General features: G+C 59.2%; 17 protein-coding genes. 7 read left to right on the plus strand and 10 right to left on the minus strand.

What is annotated here, in order from left to right; genetic code table 11:
- The 3 genes from MF270_RS27550 to MF270_RS27560 form a co-directional block, all read left to right on the plus strand.
- On the plus strand, positions 1-1,008 hold a 1,008-nt coding region (locus MF270_RS27550), incomplete at its 5' end, for a ComEC/Rec2 family competence protein (protein ID WP_238368790.1).
- Positions 1,009-1,017: 9 nt separating this feature from the next.
- Positions 1,018-3,336, plus strand: coding sequence for a ThiF family adenylyltransferase (locus MF270_RS27555; RefSeq protein ID WP_093412169.1), 2,319 nt, complete (start codon positions 1,018-1,020; stop codon positions 3,334-3,336).
- A 23-nt stretch (positions 3,337-3,359) separates the two neighbouring features.
- Positions 3,360-4,076: a hypothetical protein gene (locus MF270_RS27560; protein WP_131815006.1), complete on the plus strand. Its 717-nt coding sequence runs from the start codon at positions 3,360-3,362 to the stop codon at positions 4,074-4,076.
- Positions 4,077-4,137: 61 nt separating this feature from the next.
- Here the strand turns inward: MF270_RS27560 and MF270_RS27565 are convergent, their stop codons facing one another.
- From MF270_RS27565 to MF270_RS27605, 9 genes are all read right to left on the minus strand, one after another.
- Positions 4,138-6,141 carry a type IV secretory system conjugative DNA transfer family protein gene (locus MF270_RS27565; protein WP_238368794.1) on the minus strand — a complete coding sequence of 668 codons (2,004 nt, stop codon included), beginning with the start codon at positions 6,139-6,141 and terminating at the stop codon, positions 4,138-4,140.
- Positions 6,142-6,149: 8 nt separating this feature from the next.
- Positions 6,150-8,483, minus strand: a complete 2,334-nt coding sequence (locus MF270_RS27570) for a relaxase/mobilization nuclease domain-containing protein (protein ID WP_238368791.1) — start codon at positions 8,481-8,483, stop codon at positions 6,150-6,152.
- Complete coding sequence (locus MF270_RS27575; RefSeq protein ID WP_238368792.1) at positions 8,470-9,063, minus strand: transposase; 594 nt, start codon at positions 9,061-9,063, stop codon at positions 8,470-8,472. The genes MF270_RS27570 and MF270_RS27575 overlap by 14 nt, the downstream gene beginning before the upstream one ends.
- Before the next feature lie 553 nt (positions 9,064-9,616).
- Entirely contained in the window at positions 9,617-9,823 is a 207-nt protein-coding gene (locus tag MF270_RS27580; protein ID WP_007120662.1) for a hypothetical protein, read from the minus strand.
- Between the two features lie 534 nt (positions 9,824-10,357).
- Positions 10,358-11,287, minus strand: coding sequence for a DUF2493 domain-containing protein (locus MF270_RS27585; RefSeq protein WP_152467445.1), 930 nt, complete (start codon positions 11,285-11,287; stop codon positions 10,358-10,360).
- Between the two features lie 840 nt (positions 11,288-12,127).
- On the minus strand, positions 12,128-12,553 hold the full coding sequence (locus MF270_RS27590) for a ubiquitination-like system serine protease family protein (protein WP_065331957.1): 426 nt from the start codon (positions 12,551-12,553) through the stop codon (positions 12,128-12,130).
- Positions 12,543-13,727, minus strand: a complete 1,185-nt coding sequence (locus tag MF270_RS27595; RefSeq protein WP_152467446.1) for a ThiF family adenylyltransferase — start codon at positions 13,725-13,727, stop codon at positions 12,543-12,545. The genes MF270_RS27590 and MF270_RS27595 overlap by 11 nt, the downstream gene beginning before the upstream one ends.
- A complete protein-coding gene (locus MF270_RS27600; protein ID WP_152467447.1) occupies positions 13,702-13,968 on the minus strand; it encodes a multiubiquitin domain-containing protein in 267 nt (88 codons plus the stop codon). Before MF270_RS27600 ends, MF270_RS27595 begins: the two co-directional genes overlap by 26 nt.
- Before the next feature lie 17 nt (positions 13,969-13,985).
- Positions 13,986-14,219 carry a DUF2188 domain-containing protein gene (locus MF270_RS27605; RefSeq protein WP_065331965.1) on the minus strand — a complete coding sequence of 78 codons (234 nt, stop codon included), beginning with the start codon at positions 14,217-14,219 and terminating at the stop codon, positions 13,986-13,988.
- 141 nt (positions 14,220-14,360) lie between these two features.
- Between MF270_RS27605 and MF270_RS27610 the strand changes: the two genes are divergently transcribed.
- From MF270_RS27610 to MF270_RS27625, 4 genes are all read left to right on the plus strand, one after another.
- On the plus strand, positions 14,361-14,684 hold the full coding sequence (locus MF270_RS27610) for a helix-turn-helix domain-containing protein (protein WP_065331960.1): 324 nt from the start codon (positions 14,361-14,363) through the stop codon (positions 14,682-14,684).
- A complete protein-coding gene (locus MF270_RS27615) occupies positions 14,681-15,592 on the plus strand; it encodes an ImmA/IrrE family metallo-endopeptidase (protein ID WP_152467448.1) in 912 nt (303 codons plus the stop codon). The genes MF270_RS27610 and MF270_RS27615 overlap by 4 nt, the downstream gene beginning before the upstream one ends.
- A 125-nt stretch (positions 15,593-15,717) precedes the next feature.
- A complete protein-coding gene (locus tag MF270_RS27620; protein ID WP_238368793.1) occupies positions 15,718-16,326 on the plus strand; it encodes a helix-turn-helix domain-containing protein in 609 nt (202 codons plus the stop codon).
- A complete protein-coding gene (locus tag MF270_RS27625; RefSeq protein ID WP_065331756.1) occupies positions 16,319-17,551 on the plus strand; it encodes a type II toxin-antitoxin system HipA family toxin in 1,233 nt (410 codons plus the stop codon). Before MF270_RS27620 ends, MF270_RS27625 begins: the two co-directional genes overlap by 8 nt.
- Positions 17,552-18,029: 478 nt before the next feature.
- On the opposite strand, the gene MF270_RS27630 is transcribed toward MF270_RS27625, so the two are convergent.
- On the minus strand, positions 18,030-18,758 hold the full coding sequence (locus tag MF270_RS27630) for a DUF736 family protein (protein ID WP_152467372.1): 729 nt from the start codon (positions 18,756-18,758) through the stop codon (positions 18,030-18,032).
- Between the last annotated feature and the right edge of the window lie 220 nt (positions 18,759-18,978).

Raw genomic sequence — 18,978 nt, forward strand, 5'->3', positions numbered from 1 at the left:
TCGTTTGCGACGTCGCTATGCACGTGTCTTAGGGCCTCACAGCGAAATCCGGCAGGCGGTAGCAACCGGGTGGTTACGAACCATTTTCATCTCGGCAAAATTGAGGATTGGTCGCCCGAAGACGACAAGATCGTAATTCGCGAGATGTGGTCTTCCCCAATTGTTTTTAGACGTGCCAGCAGTACCAACAAGCTTTGCGCTGACGCAAAGGCTTGGGCGACAGAAGCGCGCCGGCGCGTTGAAATGTTCCGCCAGGACAAAGATATCGAAGACGGAAGCAGAATTTTGATCCTGAGCGAGGATGCGGACGGCAAGACGGATGATTTGGCCGACATTCTGATCAAAACGGGCGAGACATTTTCCGAGATTTGCGGCGTAGCAGATGACAGTTTCAAGGCGGTCTTGTTGGCTCCGCTGCCGGTCACGGACGATGAAGACGAAGAAGAGTTGCTCAGCAAGAACAACTCTAGTGTCATCACTCAGTTTACGCTTGCGAAAGATGATACCGAAAACGCCGCCCAGTACCTGTTTGGTGGTGACGCCGAAGTGGCGATTTGGGAGAAAATTTGGGCAGAGTATTCTGAAACTCCCGAGGTTCTTGCATATGATGTCTTGATCGCGCCCCATCATTGTTCCTGGCGGTCACTGTCGCACGACAGCTGGTCCAAAAAGGGAAAAGATGCGGTAGTTTCTGAAGATGCCCGATCAGCTCTTTCGCAAGCAAACGGCGGTGCAATAATCCTGGCGAGCAGTAAGAGTGTTATAGACGACGACAACGATCCGCCCTGTATCCGCGCAAAGGAAGAATATGAAGCCATTCTGAGCGAAGCGGAAATCAATGGGGAGTTCCGGTGTTTAGAGGACGAAAAAGGTGACAAGCCGCTAAAGATGGAAATCACCGAACATGGTCCAAAAGTCGCCTCCCTGAAAATGGCAGCCGCGATCTCTTCATCGTCCGCTCTTGGAGTCGAGGCACATGCTCATGGTTGTGGGTCAGACTTGGCATGAGTCAGCTGCATGGTAACCGTCGATAATCTTCTAGCCGTTCCCGTAGCCATTGCCCGTGCGATTCGCACACTGGACAAGCACCCTCAAGTAATCGGCATAGCTATTGCGTCGCGGGCTGATGACGATTGTCCGGTGGATGTGACTCTACAAATCAAAACGGAACTTCCATCTCGGTTTCGAGGCGAAAGCCCGTCGGGAGTACGACGTGTCGAGCCCGTCAAACTATCGTTTCCTGTCTCCTTCCCTCTGTTTGCACCGCGCCCGAGTTTACGGGACGACTTTGACCGGTCCCATCCTCACTTACAGCCAAGTGCGGCCGGTGCAGCGCCCGAACCGTGCCTCGTTTTCGGATCTCCACGTGAGCTAATTCAGTCCGGGGGCGGTATTCTTGCGCTTCTCCAGCAACTTCTGGACTGGCTCGATCGAGCAGCGATGCTGAAACTGAATGATCCAAAACATGGTTGGGAATTTGTTCGGCGTGACCACTTGAACGACCTTATTGTTGGAGATGCCTCGCAGATCCGGAGTGTAGTTAAACGTAGGTCCGGCGGGACTTGGCACCGTACGTGGGTTTTTGCGCAGATGGGTCAGTCCGACCCCTACTATCGAATCTGTCTAAAGGGCGATGAGCAGGTCAAAATTGATGAAAAGACACTGAAATCCCTTGGACAGGTCCCGAAAGGTGACAACGAATGGACGGGGTTTAGCCTCGGACTGATTGTCTGGCCCGGCAAGCATCCAAACGGAAAGCCAATCATCTGTGACCGCTATCTTCCAGAGACAGTAGGCAACGTTGCAGAGTTATACGAACGCGCTGAACTCTACGGCTGCGGCAAGATGCTGGCAGAGAGGATGAAGTGGCTGCGTTCGAAGCTCGACGGCTATACCATCAAAAAGGCGTTGCCAGTCACAGTGATATTGATCGCCCGCCGACCGTTCAATCTCATTGGCCAAGCCTCACCTCTTGAAATCTGCCCATATGTGATCGAATTCCAATCTGTGGATGATCTCAAGCCGACATCAAGTGCGATTGTCCGTTTGGCGGGCCACAGAGATTCGATCTCGATCGATGTCTTGAGAAGAACCTCGCATGGTGATCCCAGCTCGCAATGGCTTTCATGGTCCATGCTAGGTTGTGGAAGCTTAGGTTCGAAAATTGCGATGCATCTCGCGCGGTCCGGCCGTGCCCCGATATCGGTCATAGACAACGACACCATGGAACCGCACAACTACGCGCGACATTCCTGCTTGCCGTATTCTGCTGATTTGGATTCGATGTTCTACTCTTCCAAGGCTGGGGAATTTGCGCATGACGTCAGCAAACTTGCGCAGGAGACGGATGGGTATCGGATTGATGCCAACACTGTGCTGCGTACCAAAGAGCTTCGCAGAAAGCTGAAGCTCGAAAAATCCAAAGCACTATTGAACACTACCGCCTCTGCGGTTTTGCGGGAAACCCTGAGCTATACAGATTGGGCGAAGGGCAAGACACCACGGGTGATGGAAGCAAGCCTAATGGGTGATAGTGACATTGGTTTCTTCTCGGTGTCAGGCCAGAGCGCCAACCCCAGTAGCAGCGACCTGATGACCGAGTTTTATCACCATTTACGGAGCGACGACGCACTCCGATCTAAAGTGATGGGCCAAAGCGCTGACGAGATCATCATTGGTCAAGGTTGCTCGAGCTTCTCGATGATTGCCTCAGACACTCGGCTTTCTATGATGGCGGCTCCGCTCGCGAAGCTGACAAGCGACGTGCTTTCCGGCAGGTATGTGGATGAAAGTGGGCAATTCAACATTGGGCACCTGCAGGCCGATGGTCTTTCCCAGAATTGGGAAAGCCATAACGTTGAACCCTATACCATCGTAAAAGGACCCAAGATGGGCGCGCTTGAAACGCGGCTTGCCCGCCGGGTTACGATAGAAATTGACGCTGAAATTGCGCGCAAGCCGGGATCTGAAACCGGCGGTGTTTTGGTCGGGCGCTTCTCGGCCATCGGTAACGTCTTTCAAGTCGTAGATACGATTCCAGCTCCGCCCGATAGCAGATTTTCTAAAACGGAGTTTGTTCTGGGTACCGAAGGTTTGAGTGATCAGCTCGCACAATTATCCAAGTCTTCGGGAAACACTCTCTACGCGCTAGGAACGTGGCACAATCACCTTGCGTCCACTGGTCCCTCTACAACTGATTTCAGTACAGCGGCCAAGCTTGCAATTGGACAGCTGTTTCCCGTTCTGATGATTATCAGAACCCCAACTGGGTACCGTCAGCTTATCGCAGAGGCGGTGGGCTTGTCCTCCGAACTCGGAGGAGACGAAAATGCCTAATTTTCATCGAAGAGTTCATGCAGATGGATAAGATGTTCGGTATGGACCGCTACGATAGGACTGCCCGTCTCAATCCGGCGCTTTTGACACTGTTGCCCGCGCTCCTTTTTGTCTTTGTTTGGTTTCCAGCTGTTTGGACCCAATTGGGTACCATAGCTGCATTTGTCGTCACTTGCGGGGTCCTGTTCGCGTTGACGCGGTTGGCGCGTAAGTTTGGTCAAAATGTTGAGCGCAAAATGGGCAGCCGAGTTGGACGTCTGCATACTGCGTCTTTGCTTTCCCTTTCCGATGATCGTTTACCCAAGACCATGAAGACGAGGTGTCGCTCATACATTGAGAAACATAGCAAGATTATCTTGCCGAGTTTAGTTGATGAGACCCAGGACCCAAAGAACGCTCAGGATGACCGCTTGCTAGCAGTACGTTGGTTGCTTGAGCACACCCGCCCGCAATCAGAAGCAAGCCTTCTGTTGAATGAGAACATTGCGTATGGGTTCGCGCGCAATTTGCTCGGATTGAAACCATTGGGCATTGCAATCACCACCACGGTGGCTCTTGGAAGTGCATATTTCTTATATGATCTCGAGAGCGGGTCGACTGCGTTCGTTCTCGGGGCACTGCTTTGCGGAGCCGCAATTATTGGGCTTTTGATGTGGGTATTTTTGGTGACGAAGAGCTCTGTAGAACACGCGTCTCAGGTCTATGCCGAAAAAATTCTGTCGCTGTGCTTAGAACACTGAGCGAATGCGACACGACAGACCTAAATATGCGGCTGCAAACTTCCTGAACGCGCCCGCCACCCTATCGAGCAACCAGCTTTGCGCCGCCATCCCCCTCTTGCAGCATCGCTTCCATGTCGTCCAAGCCATCGACTGCAGAGCGCATCTGCGCCTCATCAGCTACGCTCGCTGCTTCAGAATCCGCGACGCCGCTGCCAAAATCCATCTCCATCTGGCGCTGTTCCTCGGCGATGACGGCTTGAACGACAGGCGCGGTCTTCTTTGGAGCGGCGTCGGCTTGGCCTGACGGTTGACCATCGCCAGCCTGGCTCGCCCTCTCCACATCGGCTTCTGTTCCCCCTGGCCCATCCGACGGCGGCGTCATCGGCATGGCACGCACACTCAGCGGCAGCGTGCCCTGCGATCCCCCTCCCCCCGGCTTCGGAAACGGCAGCTCCCCCGTCTGTGCCGCATGGATCGCCTTGAACAGCCGGTCGTCAAAATATTGGATCCGCTTTGCACGGACCGGCATCTGGGCATCGATCACCATGACGATCTCGTCGAGCGGCAGGCGGCGCGCCTCGTCTTCAGGCAACAAGGAGCTTTCTTCGGTCCGTGTGGACTGGCTGCGGCCCTCGAAGGGGTTCTTGCCGATGGATTGCGACCGCGTGACGACCGTCTTCGTGGTCTTGCCGACCGCCTTGCTCAGCTCCTCAACGGTCTTCTCATCCGCGGGAGTCAGGTAAAGCTTCACGCCAGCGTTGCCCTGCAGGGCACGGCGGGTGTTTTCGCCGTAGATTTCATCGAGAGCGGGGATGGTTTGGGTGACCACGGCCAAATGGCCGCGATAGGTTCGCAGGGTCTCGATGCTCTCGACCACGATGGGCATTTTGCCCAAACGATTGAACTCATCGAGCATGATCATCACCGGCCAGGGCTCATCCGGCCCGGGGTCCTTCTCCTGCATGGCGGAGAGAAGGTCCGAGAAGAAGAGACGGATCAACGGCGCGAGGGGTTTCACCATCAGTGGCTGGACCACGAGATAGACCGAGAAGGGCTTCTTGCGGATCGTCCGGAAATCAAAATCCGACACCGCCGTCGCCTCGTCGATGGCCGGGTTTTGCCATTGATCGAGCCCCGAGGTCATCAGGAGCGAGACGTATGAGGTCAGGGTGTCGTTGTTGGTCGAAGCGAGCCGCGTGAAGATCAGCTTGGCGGCCCTGTTGTCGACCTCGTGGCCCCGCGCGAAATACTCCTTCTGCTTGTTCCCGCCAGAGGCCGCGATGCGGTAGATCTCGCCCAGGGTCGGACGTTTGCGCTGGAACGCCAACAGGCCTGCGGCCACGAAGAGATCGATCCCGCCTTTCAGGAGGCCCTGCACCCGGTCATTGTCGCTTTGCAGGAAGAGCGTCGCGAGGAGCTGCAGTTCCATCTGCTGGCGGGCAGGGTCTTTCAGCTCGAAGATACGCAGGAGCGGGTTGTAACGATGCGTGCGCCTGCCCTCCCAATCGGTGGGGGCAAAGCGATAGACCTTGTCGCCCTGGGCTGCGCGGTGCCGGGCCGTGGCCTCGAAACACTCTCCCTTTACATCGAGCGTCACGGCGGAGCCTTGCCAGGTGAGCAGGTTCGGAATGACGAAGCCCGTGGTCTTGCCGCGGCCCGTGGGGGCCACGATCAGCGCATGGGGAAAGACCTTCGAGCAAATGTATTTCGCGCGGGACTTTGGAGTACCGAGCTTCCCAAGGATAAATCCGGTCCCGGGTGCACCAAAAAACCCGTTGGCCTTCATCTCCCGCGCGCTCTGCCAATGGGTCTGACCAAAGCGTGTGAGCGCGGACCCCGACAGGGCGAGGCTCAGCATCATACCGGCGGCGGCAAAGCTGCCGATGATCAGGTGGATGAGTTGGGCATCCTCGGGGCTGCGATCGAGGATCGCAAGATAGTTCTGCGCGATATAAGCAAAGTCGATTTCTGCCCCGAAGCCGAGATCCTGATACGTCAGCACGGCCGAGGCGATGGTGTAGCCCATGGCGGCGGTCACCAGCGTGACGAGCAAAACGCCGGTCGCAATCCGCGCCTTTCCCATGGCGCCGCTCAATGGACCTGTCCCCGCTCGGTCTCGCCATCCACGTCTGTGGCGCGGTGTTTTTCGTATTCGGCGTCGGCAAGATCATCGACCACCTGGCGCAAGGCCTCCGTGTTGGCCGCCGCTGCATCCGATTGCAGGTAAACCTTGGCGACATAGAGCCGGTCGAGACGGTCCTCGAGAACCTTTTCCAGCGCATCGGCATCGCCGGATGTGAGCCGCTCAAGTTGACGGTTATCAAGCACCCGCGCGATCTCGTCGCGGAAGGCGTCCCGCTCCGCCTCGGTCTCGAAGGGCGCGGACAATTCCCCGGCCCGCTCATGGTCCAGGACACGCGCAATCTCGTCTGCAAGGCGGTCGGCACGGTCAGACCGCATCGGCGTTCCATCGCGGGCCGCGAGGATGTCGTCGCGCGTGCCAACCCCAAGCCCGTCGCGCATCTCGGTTTCGCGGCGGACCTGATTGATGGCCTCCGTGTCCCGGATCTCGACGACAGCCGCATAGGTCGCGCCGAGCCCGCGGGCGAGGTGGGACGGCATGTCCGGATAGCGCTCCCTGAATTCATCCGTGACAGCATCTGCAACGGGCGTGCGGACGTCGCGTCCCTCCATGATCCGGTCGACCTCGCGGGTGATCTCGCTGGCGCGGGCCACATCGGTGATGGTCTCCCTGTAGAGCTCAGTCCGGTCGATCACATCACCAGGGCGTGCGAGCAGGTCCGGGTGTGCCTCGAGATACGCGCGCTGCTCCGTCTCGATCCGACGCTCCGCCTTTGAGACCACCTCCCAATTCCGGTCCTCGATCTGCTGAGCGGTCAGGCCGTCGGCGCGCATCTCCTGACGGATTGTCCCTTCCATCGCCCGCACCGCGTCGCGGTGATAATGGAACCGCTCGCTGACCGGTTCCGCTTCCACGACGCCATCCCGGCGCAGCACGTTTTCCCGTTCCAGAAGCGTGCCAAGCGCGACATGCACATCGTTGAGAATGTCGCGCGCCTGTTCCAGATCGGTGCGACGTTCGAGGTTCAGATCGCGCGCCTGAGCCACCTTGGAGAGATCATCTGCGATCCATTGATGTTCCAGCGCGGCACTAGAGGCCCCAGTCTCGATCCGGGCCACCACTTCCGATGTGCTGATACCCGTGCCCCGCAGAGCAGCATCGATCCGCGAGCGCAGGCGCGGCTCGGCGAGACGCTCCAACTGGCTCTCTTGGATGTTTGCTTCTGAGTAGACCCCGCCCTCCGACGGCGCCTCGGACAGCGTGCTCGAACGCAAACCAAGCGGCTGCATGTGCTGGACCTGCGTCTGGATCTCGATGAGTCGTTTTTCCAGCACGGGACGTTCGGCGTCAGGCTTTTCGGCAATCATGCCCTGCACCCGCGCGAGCTTCTCCGCGTAGAGACTTCTCAGATCCTCGAAACTCTGATCCTCGGCCATATACACATCTCCTGTTCGGTCCAACTGCCCTCCGCGCGCCAGCACCTCGCCCGCGCTGAAGAGCGCTGCGGCAATATCCTCGCGGGCTTCGCGCGAAGCCTCCGCGGCCAGCGAGTGGTAGACAGTTCTGGTATTGGCGATCTCCGCCAGCGTCCGCGTCAGGTCGGCCCCCACACGTTCACGCTCGCGGGGCGCGCGCCCCTCTTCTTTCGCCGCATAAACCTCGCTGGTCCGGGCGGGGTAATGCACGACACCGCGATCCACCCGGCGCGTGGCCTCCAGCCGCACGCCATACTTCTCCGCCTCCTCGACCATGGCGAGGCGGAAGTCGTCATAGTTGAAGCGGTGGTTGCGCCCCAGAAAGAAGAACTCGCCTTCTTGTGAACGGCGGTTCAGCACCATATGCGCATGGGGGTGATCGCGGTCCTCATGCACCGCGATGATGTAGTCGAAATGCCCCGCGTCACTCTGGAAGAACCGCTCGGCCACATCCGTCGCGATGTCGCGCACATCCTCGCCGCGCGTGCCGATTGGAAAGGACATGAGCATGTGGGCGGTCTGCCCGAGCTTGGGCTTGAAGCCCGCATCCCACCGCTTGGCAAAGCGCTCGGTGAGGTCCTTTATGTCCTTCGCCTCGAGCTTCGTCTTGCCGTCCAGAAACCCGCTACTGTCCACGATATGGGTGGACTTGGTGGTGAGGTAATCAAGCTGGTTCATCAGCTGCGATTTCGTATGCGCCCCCCCGCCCCGGATCGCCTTGAAGACCGCCGGACGGTGCCCGGCTGCCGCGCGCACAAGCTGGCTCTGCTTGGCGACATGCAGCCCCTGCATCGAGCCCCTAATGCGGCTCCAACCATCCCGGAACACCTCGCCCGTGACAGCATCGACTGCATCATTCAGCCGCATGGGCAAACTCCCTCAGCGCGGCCGTGGCTTGCAGCTGCATGGCGTCTCGGCGGCGGCGCAGGAGCAGGTCGATCTCGTCAGCAGAATCCAGGATGAACCGAGCCAGCCCGCGCATCTGCGCAAGGCGCAGTTCGGTGAACTCGGCATTCGTGCCACCATCAGCCCCCTGCCCCTGCCGGTTGGCCTTCGTCATCTGCTTGGCGATCTGCGCGACCCCATTGCCGACCTCGTGCAGAGAGGCGCGGTAGCGCGCCATCTCGGCTGCCATCTGCGCATCCGGAACGAACACCCCGCCTGCCGCCTGGATGAGCCGCCGCAGCCCCTCGGCCCGGCTCTCGATCCCCGCCTTCGCCAGCACCGCGTCGAGCGCCGCAAGCTCCGCAGCCGTGACCTTCACACTGACCGCTGAGACCGGAATTGCGGCATCCGTCTTGCGCTCGGCATCAGCTTTGAGGACGTAGCGCACGGCCCGCGATGTGACCTCGAAACGCTCAGCCAGCTCAGACGTCGACACACCCTCCGCCGCCTCGCGGACGATCTGCATCTTCTCGATCTCTGTCAGGCGTTTTGTTCGGGACATGCGGAAGAAAGACCCCCTATTTCCTGCCACCTTCCACCAAGGCTGACCCCACCTTACGATAATATACCTAGATGTCAATTATATACTTACGTCACATGCAGGCTCAGGCAGCCTTGGTGTCCGCTTCACGCCGCGGCCCGCAGGGACGCGGCTCTGCCGCCCTCACCACCGGGCGACCCACCTGTCCTAGGGGTCCCGTCCACCAGCCCCGCCCGAGGCTCTGGCCGAACACGAATGTGTTCGGACGGAACCGCGGGCGGGCGCAAACCCCACCGACAGGGCGGACAGGCAGGGTCAAGGAGGGCCAGATTTGGCTCCGCCAAATCTCTGCCGCAAAAACCGGGAGGCCCTGGCCGATAGGTTTTTGTGGATGGCCCCCTTGAGGCTGACTGGCCGGTCTGTCGCGGCCTGACCCTTCCGGTCGGCGATCATCCTTTGATCGCGCAGCGACCGGCGGCTTCGTGAGGTCGCCTCCGGCGATCCGACCGCCGGACCCGGCATCGCTGGAACAGGGACCGGGCCGCCTGATGGCGGCCCATCCTCGTCAGAGGATTTAGTCCTGCGGGTCCTTCGCGCTCGGCGGAAACATCACCAGCTCCGAGACCGCGACCGGGAAGTCGAGCTTGAGGCTGAAGAACTCCGAGCCATCCCCGTTGCGGGTGTTGCGGAACATCGCGCCCACGCGCTGAAAACGGGTGCGCTCCTGGCCATCGGTGTCGGTGAACTTGACGGGGACGGTGGCGACGTAGTGGTTGGTCATTTGGGTTACTCCTTGTTGCGATGGGGATCACCCAGCACGGGGCAAGAGGCCCGGTCGCAAGCGCAAATGCGGAGGGTCCGCGGCTCCGCCGTGGAAGCCGTATTTGTGCTTGCCGAAGCGTGAGCTGAGGGCACGGACGGGCCGACCCCGTGCGATCCACATCAATGAGCAAAAAGGAGTGATCCGGATGACCCTTGCCATCACGCTGCCGCCACCATCCGCGTCCTCGTCCCGCCAAGCCTGGCCGGGGAGCTAACGGAGCCCGATCGCTTAGGTGCGATGTCCCGAAACGCCACCCGAGGGTTGTGCAGGTCTTCAGCCTCATGTGCGACGTCTCGACCCCTCGGTCTTGCGCTGCTGACGATGTGCGAGGTGCGCACCATCCCCAGCCCGTACCGATGCGGATGGGCCGAACTCTGACGGGCTGGGTAGAGGGATGACGGTGCTGGACGCCGTGAGCTGCCGATCAAGTGTGACCGATCGCACGCGCCATGAGACATGACGAAAGGGCCGCCCGAAGGCGACCCTCTCAATTCACTCCTGCGACGCCGTCTTCGCCGGGTCAGCAACCCGCATGACCGTCAGGCCTTTCGCTTCCGCCTTCTGCCCGAGGTTCAGAGCGACCCCGTTGCCGCCGAAGAGTACAACCCCCGTCGCCGCGAACTTGTCGTCCAGCATCTCGTCGTTGCACTTGAACGGTGCCGCCCGCCCGTGTGCGGACCAGCGCGGATCGAAGCGCGCCTGCGCGACCCCGCGGGCGCGCGCCCACCGGGCCGCAATCATCTCCGCCCCGTGCTTGCCTCCCTTGTGGCAGAGGAAGATCTCCTGGTTGCGGTTCTGCTTGATCCGTTCGCGAACTTTGTCGAGCGTATTGAAGATCACATCGACATCGGTCCAGTCGGTGGCGCCCGAGACGATCAGGGGCACCCCCTCGACTTTCGACTTCTCGGCGGTTTCGCGGTCGTGCTGCTCCAGCAGCTGCCGCGCCTCGAAGACCGCCCCGGTCTCTTGCGCCCGGACGCTTGCGCGCGACCCGGCGGCCGGGATGAAGGCGTGACCGGTCTCGATCTCGTAGCATTCCGCCGCTGCCTCGCTCATCACCTCGATGGCGCTGACGATCTCGCGCAGCTGCAGGAAGCGTACCTGCGCTTCTTCCAGCGCGGTCTCGGCGATCTCCGATCCGTCATGGGATTTTGCCAGCGCCCCGATCTTGTCGGCGGTGCGGTCCACCTCCTTGCCAAGTGCCACCTTGCGGCGCTGCAGGATCGTCGCGAGCCCATGGGCCAGCGGTTCGATTTCTGCCTCGAGCCCGGTCCCGCGCAGCTGACCGAGAAGAGCCTCGAAGCTCTCGCGGATGATGCGGTCGGTCAGGATGTGGTCGTCCGGGATCGGCAGCTGTGCGTCTTTTTCCGTCAGCCCGAAAAGCTCGATGGTCTCGTAAGTGTTCGCTTGATCGTACGCCATGTCTGGTCTCCAGTATTCGGTTGTAGAGCCACCACGGGAGTGTGGGGGCATGGCCGAATGCCTGGTTTCCGAATCTGTCCGGGTCAGGGACGGCGCAGCCGCCGGCTTGCCGGGCGCAAAAGTTTTCCGAGCGCAGCACCCGACACAGGCCCGCGCTCACGCACGGGACCGCCCCGCGCCAAAGGCCCTGCCCTCGCCGAAAAGTTTTGCGATCCTTGAGGCGGGCTGATTTGGGGGCCATCCGGAGGATATGCTTCCACGCTCATGTGTGTGTGTTTTGACGGTAGGTTTGCCCGACCCGAGCAGGCAAACGGCCCAACCGGACGCGGGAGACGGATGAAGCGGCGGGATCGTTTTGGCCTCGGCCAAAACAGACCAGAGCGCAATCCGGCGGAGCGGCCAGGGAGAGACGTGCTCGCGAAGCGGGCAAACCGGGACGCCAAGCGCGACGCCGCGGTGAGGCCGCATGGCCGAATGCGCGACGGACCGAAGGGCCGTTCTCCCCTGCGACACGCGAAGCCGAGCTGGGGAGGCCGCAAGGCTTAGCCCAAGGTTGATGTGCTGGCGACGCTGCTGCCGACTATAGTGATTGCTTTTCCGGGCATTGGACGTGATGGGCGGGAGCCAGTCATTCGCTGCGCCTTGGACGAACGGCAGCGATGCGTAGGAAGTGGACTTCGCAAAGTTGCGGGTTTTGGCGGCGGGTGGAGATACATATGCTGCGTGCGCATCTGGATAAACCGTCTTTTGCCGTAGGGGCAGCCGCCATACATCATCCAACGGAAGGGATTCGGGGCAAAACTGCTCTCGCGGTAAGGATATCGGCGTCGGTACTAACCATTACTTGCCGCTTAGCCACCGCCGGAAACGTTGCCAAAGACCTTGTGGCACATCCGCATTCGCCATTGATGCGGGGGCTTCCGGCGCATCGTAATACCGACCTTTGGCGCGACGGTCGTGCGCCCGTCCAGCGGCAATCTGTTCATCACTCATATCACCTGCCCACCGGATATTGCTGTGCTTGATCCAGTAATGCGACCGGCAAGGAAAGCTCCAGTTCCCGATGGACGGCGAGAGCGAGATCGACACACCGTCATAGCCCATCTTCCAGTCCGTCGGGCTTAAGGGCGTGACGACTTCCCTGCCACAGCCGCAGGCGCATTTGTGAACGGCCGTTGCGTAATCCATGGCGAGGTACAGAACGCCCTCCTCGGTCTGCTCGGGGATCGCATCTACAAATTTGTGGGTAATCTTCTTAATCGTCATCGCGCCCGTCCATGTTGTTTATCGTGTTGCCATCAATCGTGTAGTTGCTGGAATGCTCGCCCTCAAAATCGGCGTAAAACCCTACAAGCTTCTTCCACCGGATCACCGCGAGCGTCGCGTTCAGGGCGTTCAGGTCAGCCACCTGGATGTTGGTGGCGTAAGCATCATCTACGTCCGCCTCGCCCATGCCGACGCGGCGACGAAGCGGCTCTCGCTGTTCGGCGGTGCTCAGCGTCACCCGCAGCACACCCACCAGGGCATCGTCGCCCATCTCGATCCCCATACCAACATCAATGAAGGGGGTGCCCTGTTCTTCGAGGTGTTCGACAGCCGGGCGTTTGGCGGCGCCGGAGTCAACGCACACAAAGACGAAATCCATCTCGTTCAGCAGGTCCACGTTGGATTCGTCGAGATAGACTGGATGCGGGACGATCCCTTTACGTATAGGCGCATAAAGCGCTGCGAAGTAATCGACCTTCTTGTTCCGTTCCCGCAGTGTTTCAATGCTGGGTGCGCCCGGGCTACGGAACGCGTTGTGCTGCAGGAAATCATCACCGTCGATAAGATGCAGCTCGCGGATCGGCGTCTTAGCGAGCAGATCGAGCACATAAGAGCCTGTTCCGCCGAGGCCAACAATGGCGACCTTGTTCATCGCCAGCTTTTCGGAAAAACCGCCGATCCCGGCCCGTGTCGAGGCTGTGTCCTGGTAGTTGAATACCGGATCAGGTTCATCGGAGTCTGCGACGACGTAGGTGCGCGCATCAGCCGTCGGATCGATTTTCCGCGCGGGCGATGCGATCATCTCCACATAGGTGGTCATTTTGTGTTCGTAGTCGCGGTAGCCCTCTTTTGGCTTGGCCGAAAACATGTGGTCTACCGTGATGTCTTTGCCGAGGCTCTGGCGTTTGCTGGAGTGCCTGATGCCTTCGAGTGTCTTGCCATTGTGATCGCAAGGATGCTCGCCCACGAAGTACGCCTTATGGTCGCTCGGCGCCATCGTCTCGCCACCGTTCGTCTGCAGAACAGAAACGAGCGTGCCAAGCTTTACCTCGCGATTGGCCTTCACGTAGGGCACGTTGGAGATCACGAGGTGGCCACTTTTCACAGCCACCTCGTATCCGCCTTCTTCGAGGGCCTTGAGATCGGCGTTACGACTTATCAGTTGCCGTGACATTGAAGATCATGCCCTCCTTCAGCTTCACGGTATCGCCCTCATCCAGCGTGCCCTCGGGCTTGTTGCCCTGGCCGCGCCGGTAGGTAATGGTGAAGCAGATCAACTCGCCCGTGGGCGGGTTTTCGTAAGCAAGCGCGACCAGATCGTCCTCGCCAAGTTCTGTCGCCGTCACCGTCTTCTCGCGGCCGTTCACAACAATCGTGTACTCTTTTTCCGGTTTGCCTTTTTCGTCCTTCGGCATGGCCAGGTCCTTTCTTTTTAGCCTTTCGGCGGGAACGGGTCGCCACCGTGGCTGTCACTGCTGGCGATCCGTCCGTCGCGGTTGTGGATACGCAGTTCGCTTTGCTGGTTGCGGCTGATTTCACGTCCGCGATCAACGGCGTCCTGCTTGGTTTCATGGTGGCTGCTGGCGCGGGATGCGCCGCCACGCTTCACATCCCATCCGCCTGCCGGGTTCGGCACGACGTGATGGGTCTTCGGTCCCTTACTCATGGTTTCCATACCTCCTGTTCGTTAGGGTTGCAGGCATAAAAAGTATGCCTACTCCGAACATCATATATTTGTTGAAAGTCAGAAGTCAAGCACGTAAAGTACGCCTTTACCGAACAATAAGATCGACGGGGAGGCCGCCACATGACCAACAGCCTGGGAGAGAAGATTCGCCGCTTACGGAAGGAGCAAAAGCTCACGCTTGACAAACTTGCCGAGCTCACCGGCTCCAGCAAAAGCTACATATGGGAACTGGAGAACAAGAACCCGCCGCGTCCATCGGCGGAGAAGCTGGCCAAGATTGCAGAAGTACTTGGTGTCACGATTGAATACCTGCTCGATGAAAAGCAGGCGATAACCGAGGAAGACGCCGTCGATGCGCAGTTCTATCGTGAATACAAACACATGGACCCTGATACCAAAGAAAAAATCCGCGAGATGGTAAAGCTGTGGGGGAAACCCGGATGACCAAGCCGAAGTCGCCGCAACGATGGGCATACGACCTGACCATCATCCTGAACACCTTGGGTGGCGACGACCGCTTTCCGGTCAATGTTGAAGCGCTTGCCTACGATTTTTCAAAGCAGCGCTTTCCTGACGATCCGATAAGTCTTGTGCAGGGTGCCCCGCTGAAGGGATTCGAGGGCGCCTTGATGAAGGCCCCGCCTGGCGAAATGGGCTGGGGCATCTTCTACAATTCGGACACAGCATCGCCGGGGCGCATCAACTTTACCCTCGCCCACGAGTTCGGGCACTACCTCTTGCACAGGCAGGATCATCCTGACGGTATCCAGTGCAGCACCGAGGACATGGAACGCTGGGACAGCAAATATCGGCAGATCGAGAAAGAAGCGAACGAGTTCGCCGCAAATCTCCTCATGCCACTGGATGACTTCCGTGCGCAGATCGCTCCGAAGTCTCAGCCTGAACTAGAGGCCTTGGGCGCATGCGCGGACCGCTACGGCGTTTCCCTGATCGCGGCGACGCTGCGCTGGCTGCAGTACACCGAGCGCCGGGCAGTTCTTGTGAAATCTATTGATGGCTTCATTCATTGGGCGCGGTCGAGTGATCGCGCCTTGCGCACTGGCGCCTACTTCAAGACGGCTGGCCGACCGCCAATCGAGATACCGGCGACCGCGATACCGGCAACGGAAACTGAACTGGTTCGGCGAAAAGCAACGAGAGAGCATGAGTCAGGAAGCTGGTTCAAAGAGCCCTGCACCGAACATGCTCTGGTCTCCGAAGTCCACGACTTTGCGCTTTCCCTAATCCATCTTGGGGACGCGCCGTCACGCTTCGAGCCTGCCGAAGAGGCTGAAGAGGATACATACGACCGTATGGTGAGCCGCACGCCGGGTTCATCGTGGTTGGGCTAGCAATGCCCCATGGTTCGATCTATAGAAATAGATCGTTTCTAGCTTACGATATGTCAAACTAGATCACGTCTTGAAAATTCAGGCTTCATATGATACATTAAAGTAGATCAAGCGCTTTGCTTGATATGCAGGATTATATCAAAATGAGCTATGAGAGCGAGAAACTGGCGGCGACACTGAAAGCTGCCCGCGAAAAGAAGGGGCTGAGCCAGCGCGCGCTGAGCGCCCATGCAGGCGTGCCGCAGTCGCATATCTCCAAGATCGAGAGCGGCGCTGTGAACCTCACCGTCTCAAGTCTGACCGCCATCGCCAACGCCCTTGATCTGGAACTGGCGCTTGTTCCGCGCAAGGCCGCGCCTGCCGTAAGAACGATCACCCGTAGCATAAACGACGTGCCGAAGGCCACGCCGGAGGCGCGTAAAGAGATTGCCCGGCTCGCCAAGCAGCTTGAGCACATCCAGTCGCTCAAGATCGATAGTCCCGTCTTCGAAAACCTGCAGCGGCAGTTTCGCGAGATGCGACAGTTCGAGAACCTGATCCGGAATACCGACACATTGCGCAGCATACGTGAAGCGCTCAAAGCCGTGGAGAACGCGGGTGGCGTTGCCGCGCTGCAGGAAGCGTCAAAGCAGATGAACAGTTTCCGCAACGCACTCGCCCATGGCATAGCCGATGAGGAACGGACGCGCTTGCCGCGTCCTGCCTATCGCCTTGATGGAGACAACGATGAGTAATGTCTCCGTGCTGAACGTAAACCTGTATGGCGAGCCCATTGGCACGCTCACCAATCTTGGCGGCGATCGCACCATCTTTGCCTTCACCGACGAGTACATCGAAAATCCTGACAGGCCGACCCTCGGGCTCGCCTTCAAGGATGAATTCGGGGAACTCTATACGGATTTTCGGCCCTATCAGAAGCGCGTCATGCCCTTCTTCTCAAACCTTCTTCCCGAAGGCCATCTGCGCAAATACCTGGCCGAACAGGCGGGCGTGAATCCCGAACGAGAATTCTATCTGCTTTGGGCGCTTGGCCATGACCTGCCCGGCGCGATCACGATCACCCCTGCTGACGGTGAAGCCTGGCCGCCGGATGCGGCCGATGGCGCCGATGATCATGGCGATGATCAGCGAGAGAATGCTTTGCGGTTTTCGCTGGCAGGCGTTCAGCTCAAGTTTTCCGCCGTGATGGAAGCTAGTGGCGGGCTGACCATTCCCGCCTCTGGTGTCGGGGGCTCCTGGATCGTGAAGCTACCCTCGCGTGAATTCGCAGGCGTCCCTGAAAATGAATTCTCGATGATGAAGCTGGCCGGCCTTATCGGGATGAACGTCCCTGCCATCGATCTGGTCAGTATCGATGCGATCAAGAACCTGCCCGAGGGTATCGATAAGATCGGCAACCATGCCTTTGTGATCGAGCGGTTTGATCGCCTTTCCGACGGGTCGCGCGTGCATATCGAGGATTTTGCGCAGGTCTATGGGCTCTATCCCGAAGACAAATACGGCAATGGCACATTCCGCAACATCGCCCAGGTGATCGCCGCCGAAGGTAATGATGCCGACATCATCGAATATGTCCGGCGCCTGACCTTCAACATGCTGATCGGCAATGCTGATATGCACATGAAGAACTGGTCACTGATCTATCCGGACAGGCGGTATGTCTCGCTGGCACCAGCTTATGATTTTGTGGCGACTGTGCCCTACATTCCGGGTGATGCGACCAACATGAAGATCAGCCGTGCCAAGGTGTTTTCGGCATTCTCGGTTGATGAGCTAGAGCACCTTGCCGTCAAAGCATCGATCCCGAGGAAGATGGCGATCGACGCGGCCCAAGAGACGGTTCAGGCTTTTCGGGAGCATTGGGGCACAGAAGCGGCAAACCTGCCGATGAGTGATGAGGTCAGGTCTGCCGTTGAGGATCACATGAAGACAGTGCCCATCCTGGAAGAACTTTCATAGGGCAAGAGGTTCCTGACTCACTAGCAGAGCAGGGCGGAGGCGGGTGCCCTGATCTTCTGCGCCGCCGCACCCCCATCAGCAAGTGAGGGGTGACGGACGGCTCCGGCGAAGCAGGGCGATAGATGTTAGCTTGCGACGTTTGGCAGGTTCCAGAATTTCTTGGCGCTCTCGAACAAGTCGCCCGATCGTCCGCTGATCTTTGCCTCGTTCCAGCTGTCATGTTAGCAAAGGCGCTTGTTGAGATAGAGAAAGGCTGAGTTTCCAAAGATCGCTAACTGCGCTTCGCTGCCCTTGGTGCTTGCTGCAGCATCAGCCGGGGTCGCCACCGACTGCAGAATGGCGGCTCTAGGCCTACTTCGACACCTGACCTAAGCATAGTTTACTTCGCGCCATCTCCAAACCACACCAGCACAGAAAAAGGGGAACCGTGATCCCACGGCTCCCCTTTCGGTTCAGATCGTCTCACCTCGCGCGCTGTTCAGGCAACCAGCGACAGCCCCGCGCCCGCGTCTTGCGCCTGATCACCGCTGTCGATGAACGGAATGATCGAGAAAGTCTGGCCACCGCGCTGTTCTTCGTTCTGGACGGCGTTGACACGCAGGTCGCCATCGGGCGTGTTGATCAGCAGCGACAGGTAGTCATTGCCCGTGCGGCTGCTCTTGGCCATCCACGCCGAGCCAACGCGGATCGGCGTGCCCCGGGGCGAGCTGACCTCGATGCGGTAGTCAGGGTGGGTCTCCTCGGTCTTGTAGCTGTTCTCGATCAGCATGAACTCCAGATCGAACATCATATTGGCGATGTAGCCGGTGAAGGCGTTGTCAGCGTCCATGGCGGTGAGCTCGCCCGAGATCGAGCCGGATTTCATCAGGCCGTTCGAGACCAGCGGGATGATCTCGAATTCGCCGCTCTGGGCCGCGCGCGCCTCTTTCGTCTGCACCGCGTTGACCCGGAACGGGCCGAGGCCCACATCGATCTGCATCGAGATATAGGGGTTTCCGCTGGTATTGCCCGTCTCGTTCCAGGCCGTGCCGATGCGGACCTTGCGGCCCGATTTGTTGACTGCTGTCACGTCGTAATCCGGGCTGCGCGTGGACATCTTGGCCCGTGCCTCAAGCTGGATGGCGATGTCAAATCGCGTCGAGTGAATCATGCCGGTGTATTCGGCGGCGGCGGTCTCGACATTGCGGGTGAGGGTTCCTGCGAACATGGGATAGTTCCTTCTTGGATTGGCCGGTGCCTGACGTTCTTGCCAGCGCATCCGGGATTGCTTTCTCGACCCCTCCTGGGATCACAAATCAGAAAGCCTGCTTTCCTTTCAGCCCCGGCCGCGGGTCAGCGCTGCCGTCCGAGGTTAGTGTCCGCGCACGTGGTGTAATTTCTGCGCCTTCATAGGTGTAATCCCGGGTGGCCATCGAGGTGTATGGTCG

Origin of the sequence: Mesobacterium pallidum, assembly GCF_019966535.1 — a bacterium.
Lineage (GTDB): Bacteria > Pseudomonadota > Alphaproteobacteria > Rhodobacterales > Rhodobacteraceae > Mesobacterium > Mesobacterium pallidum.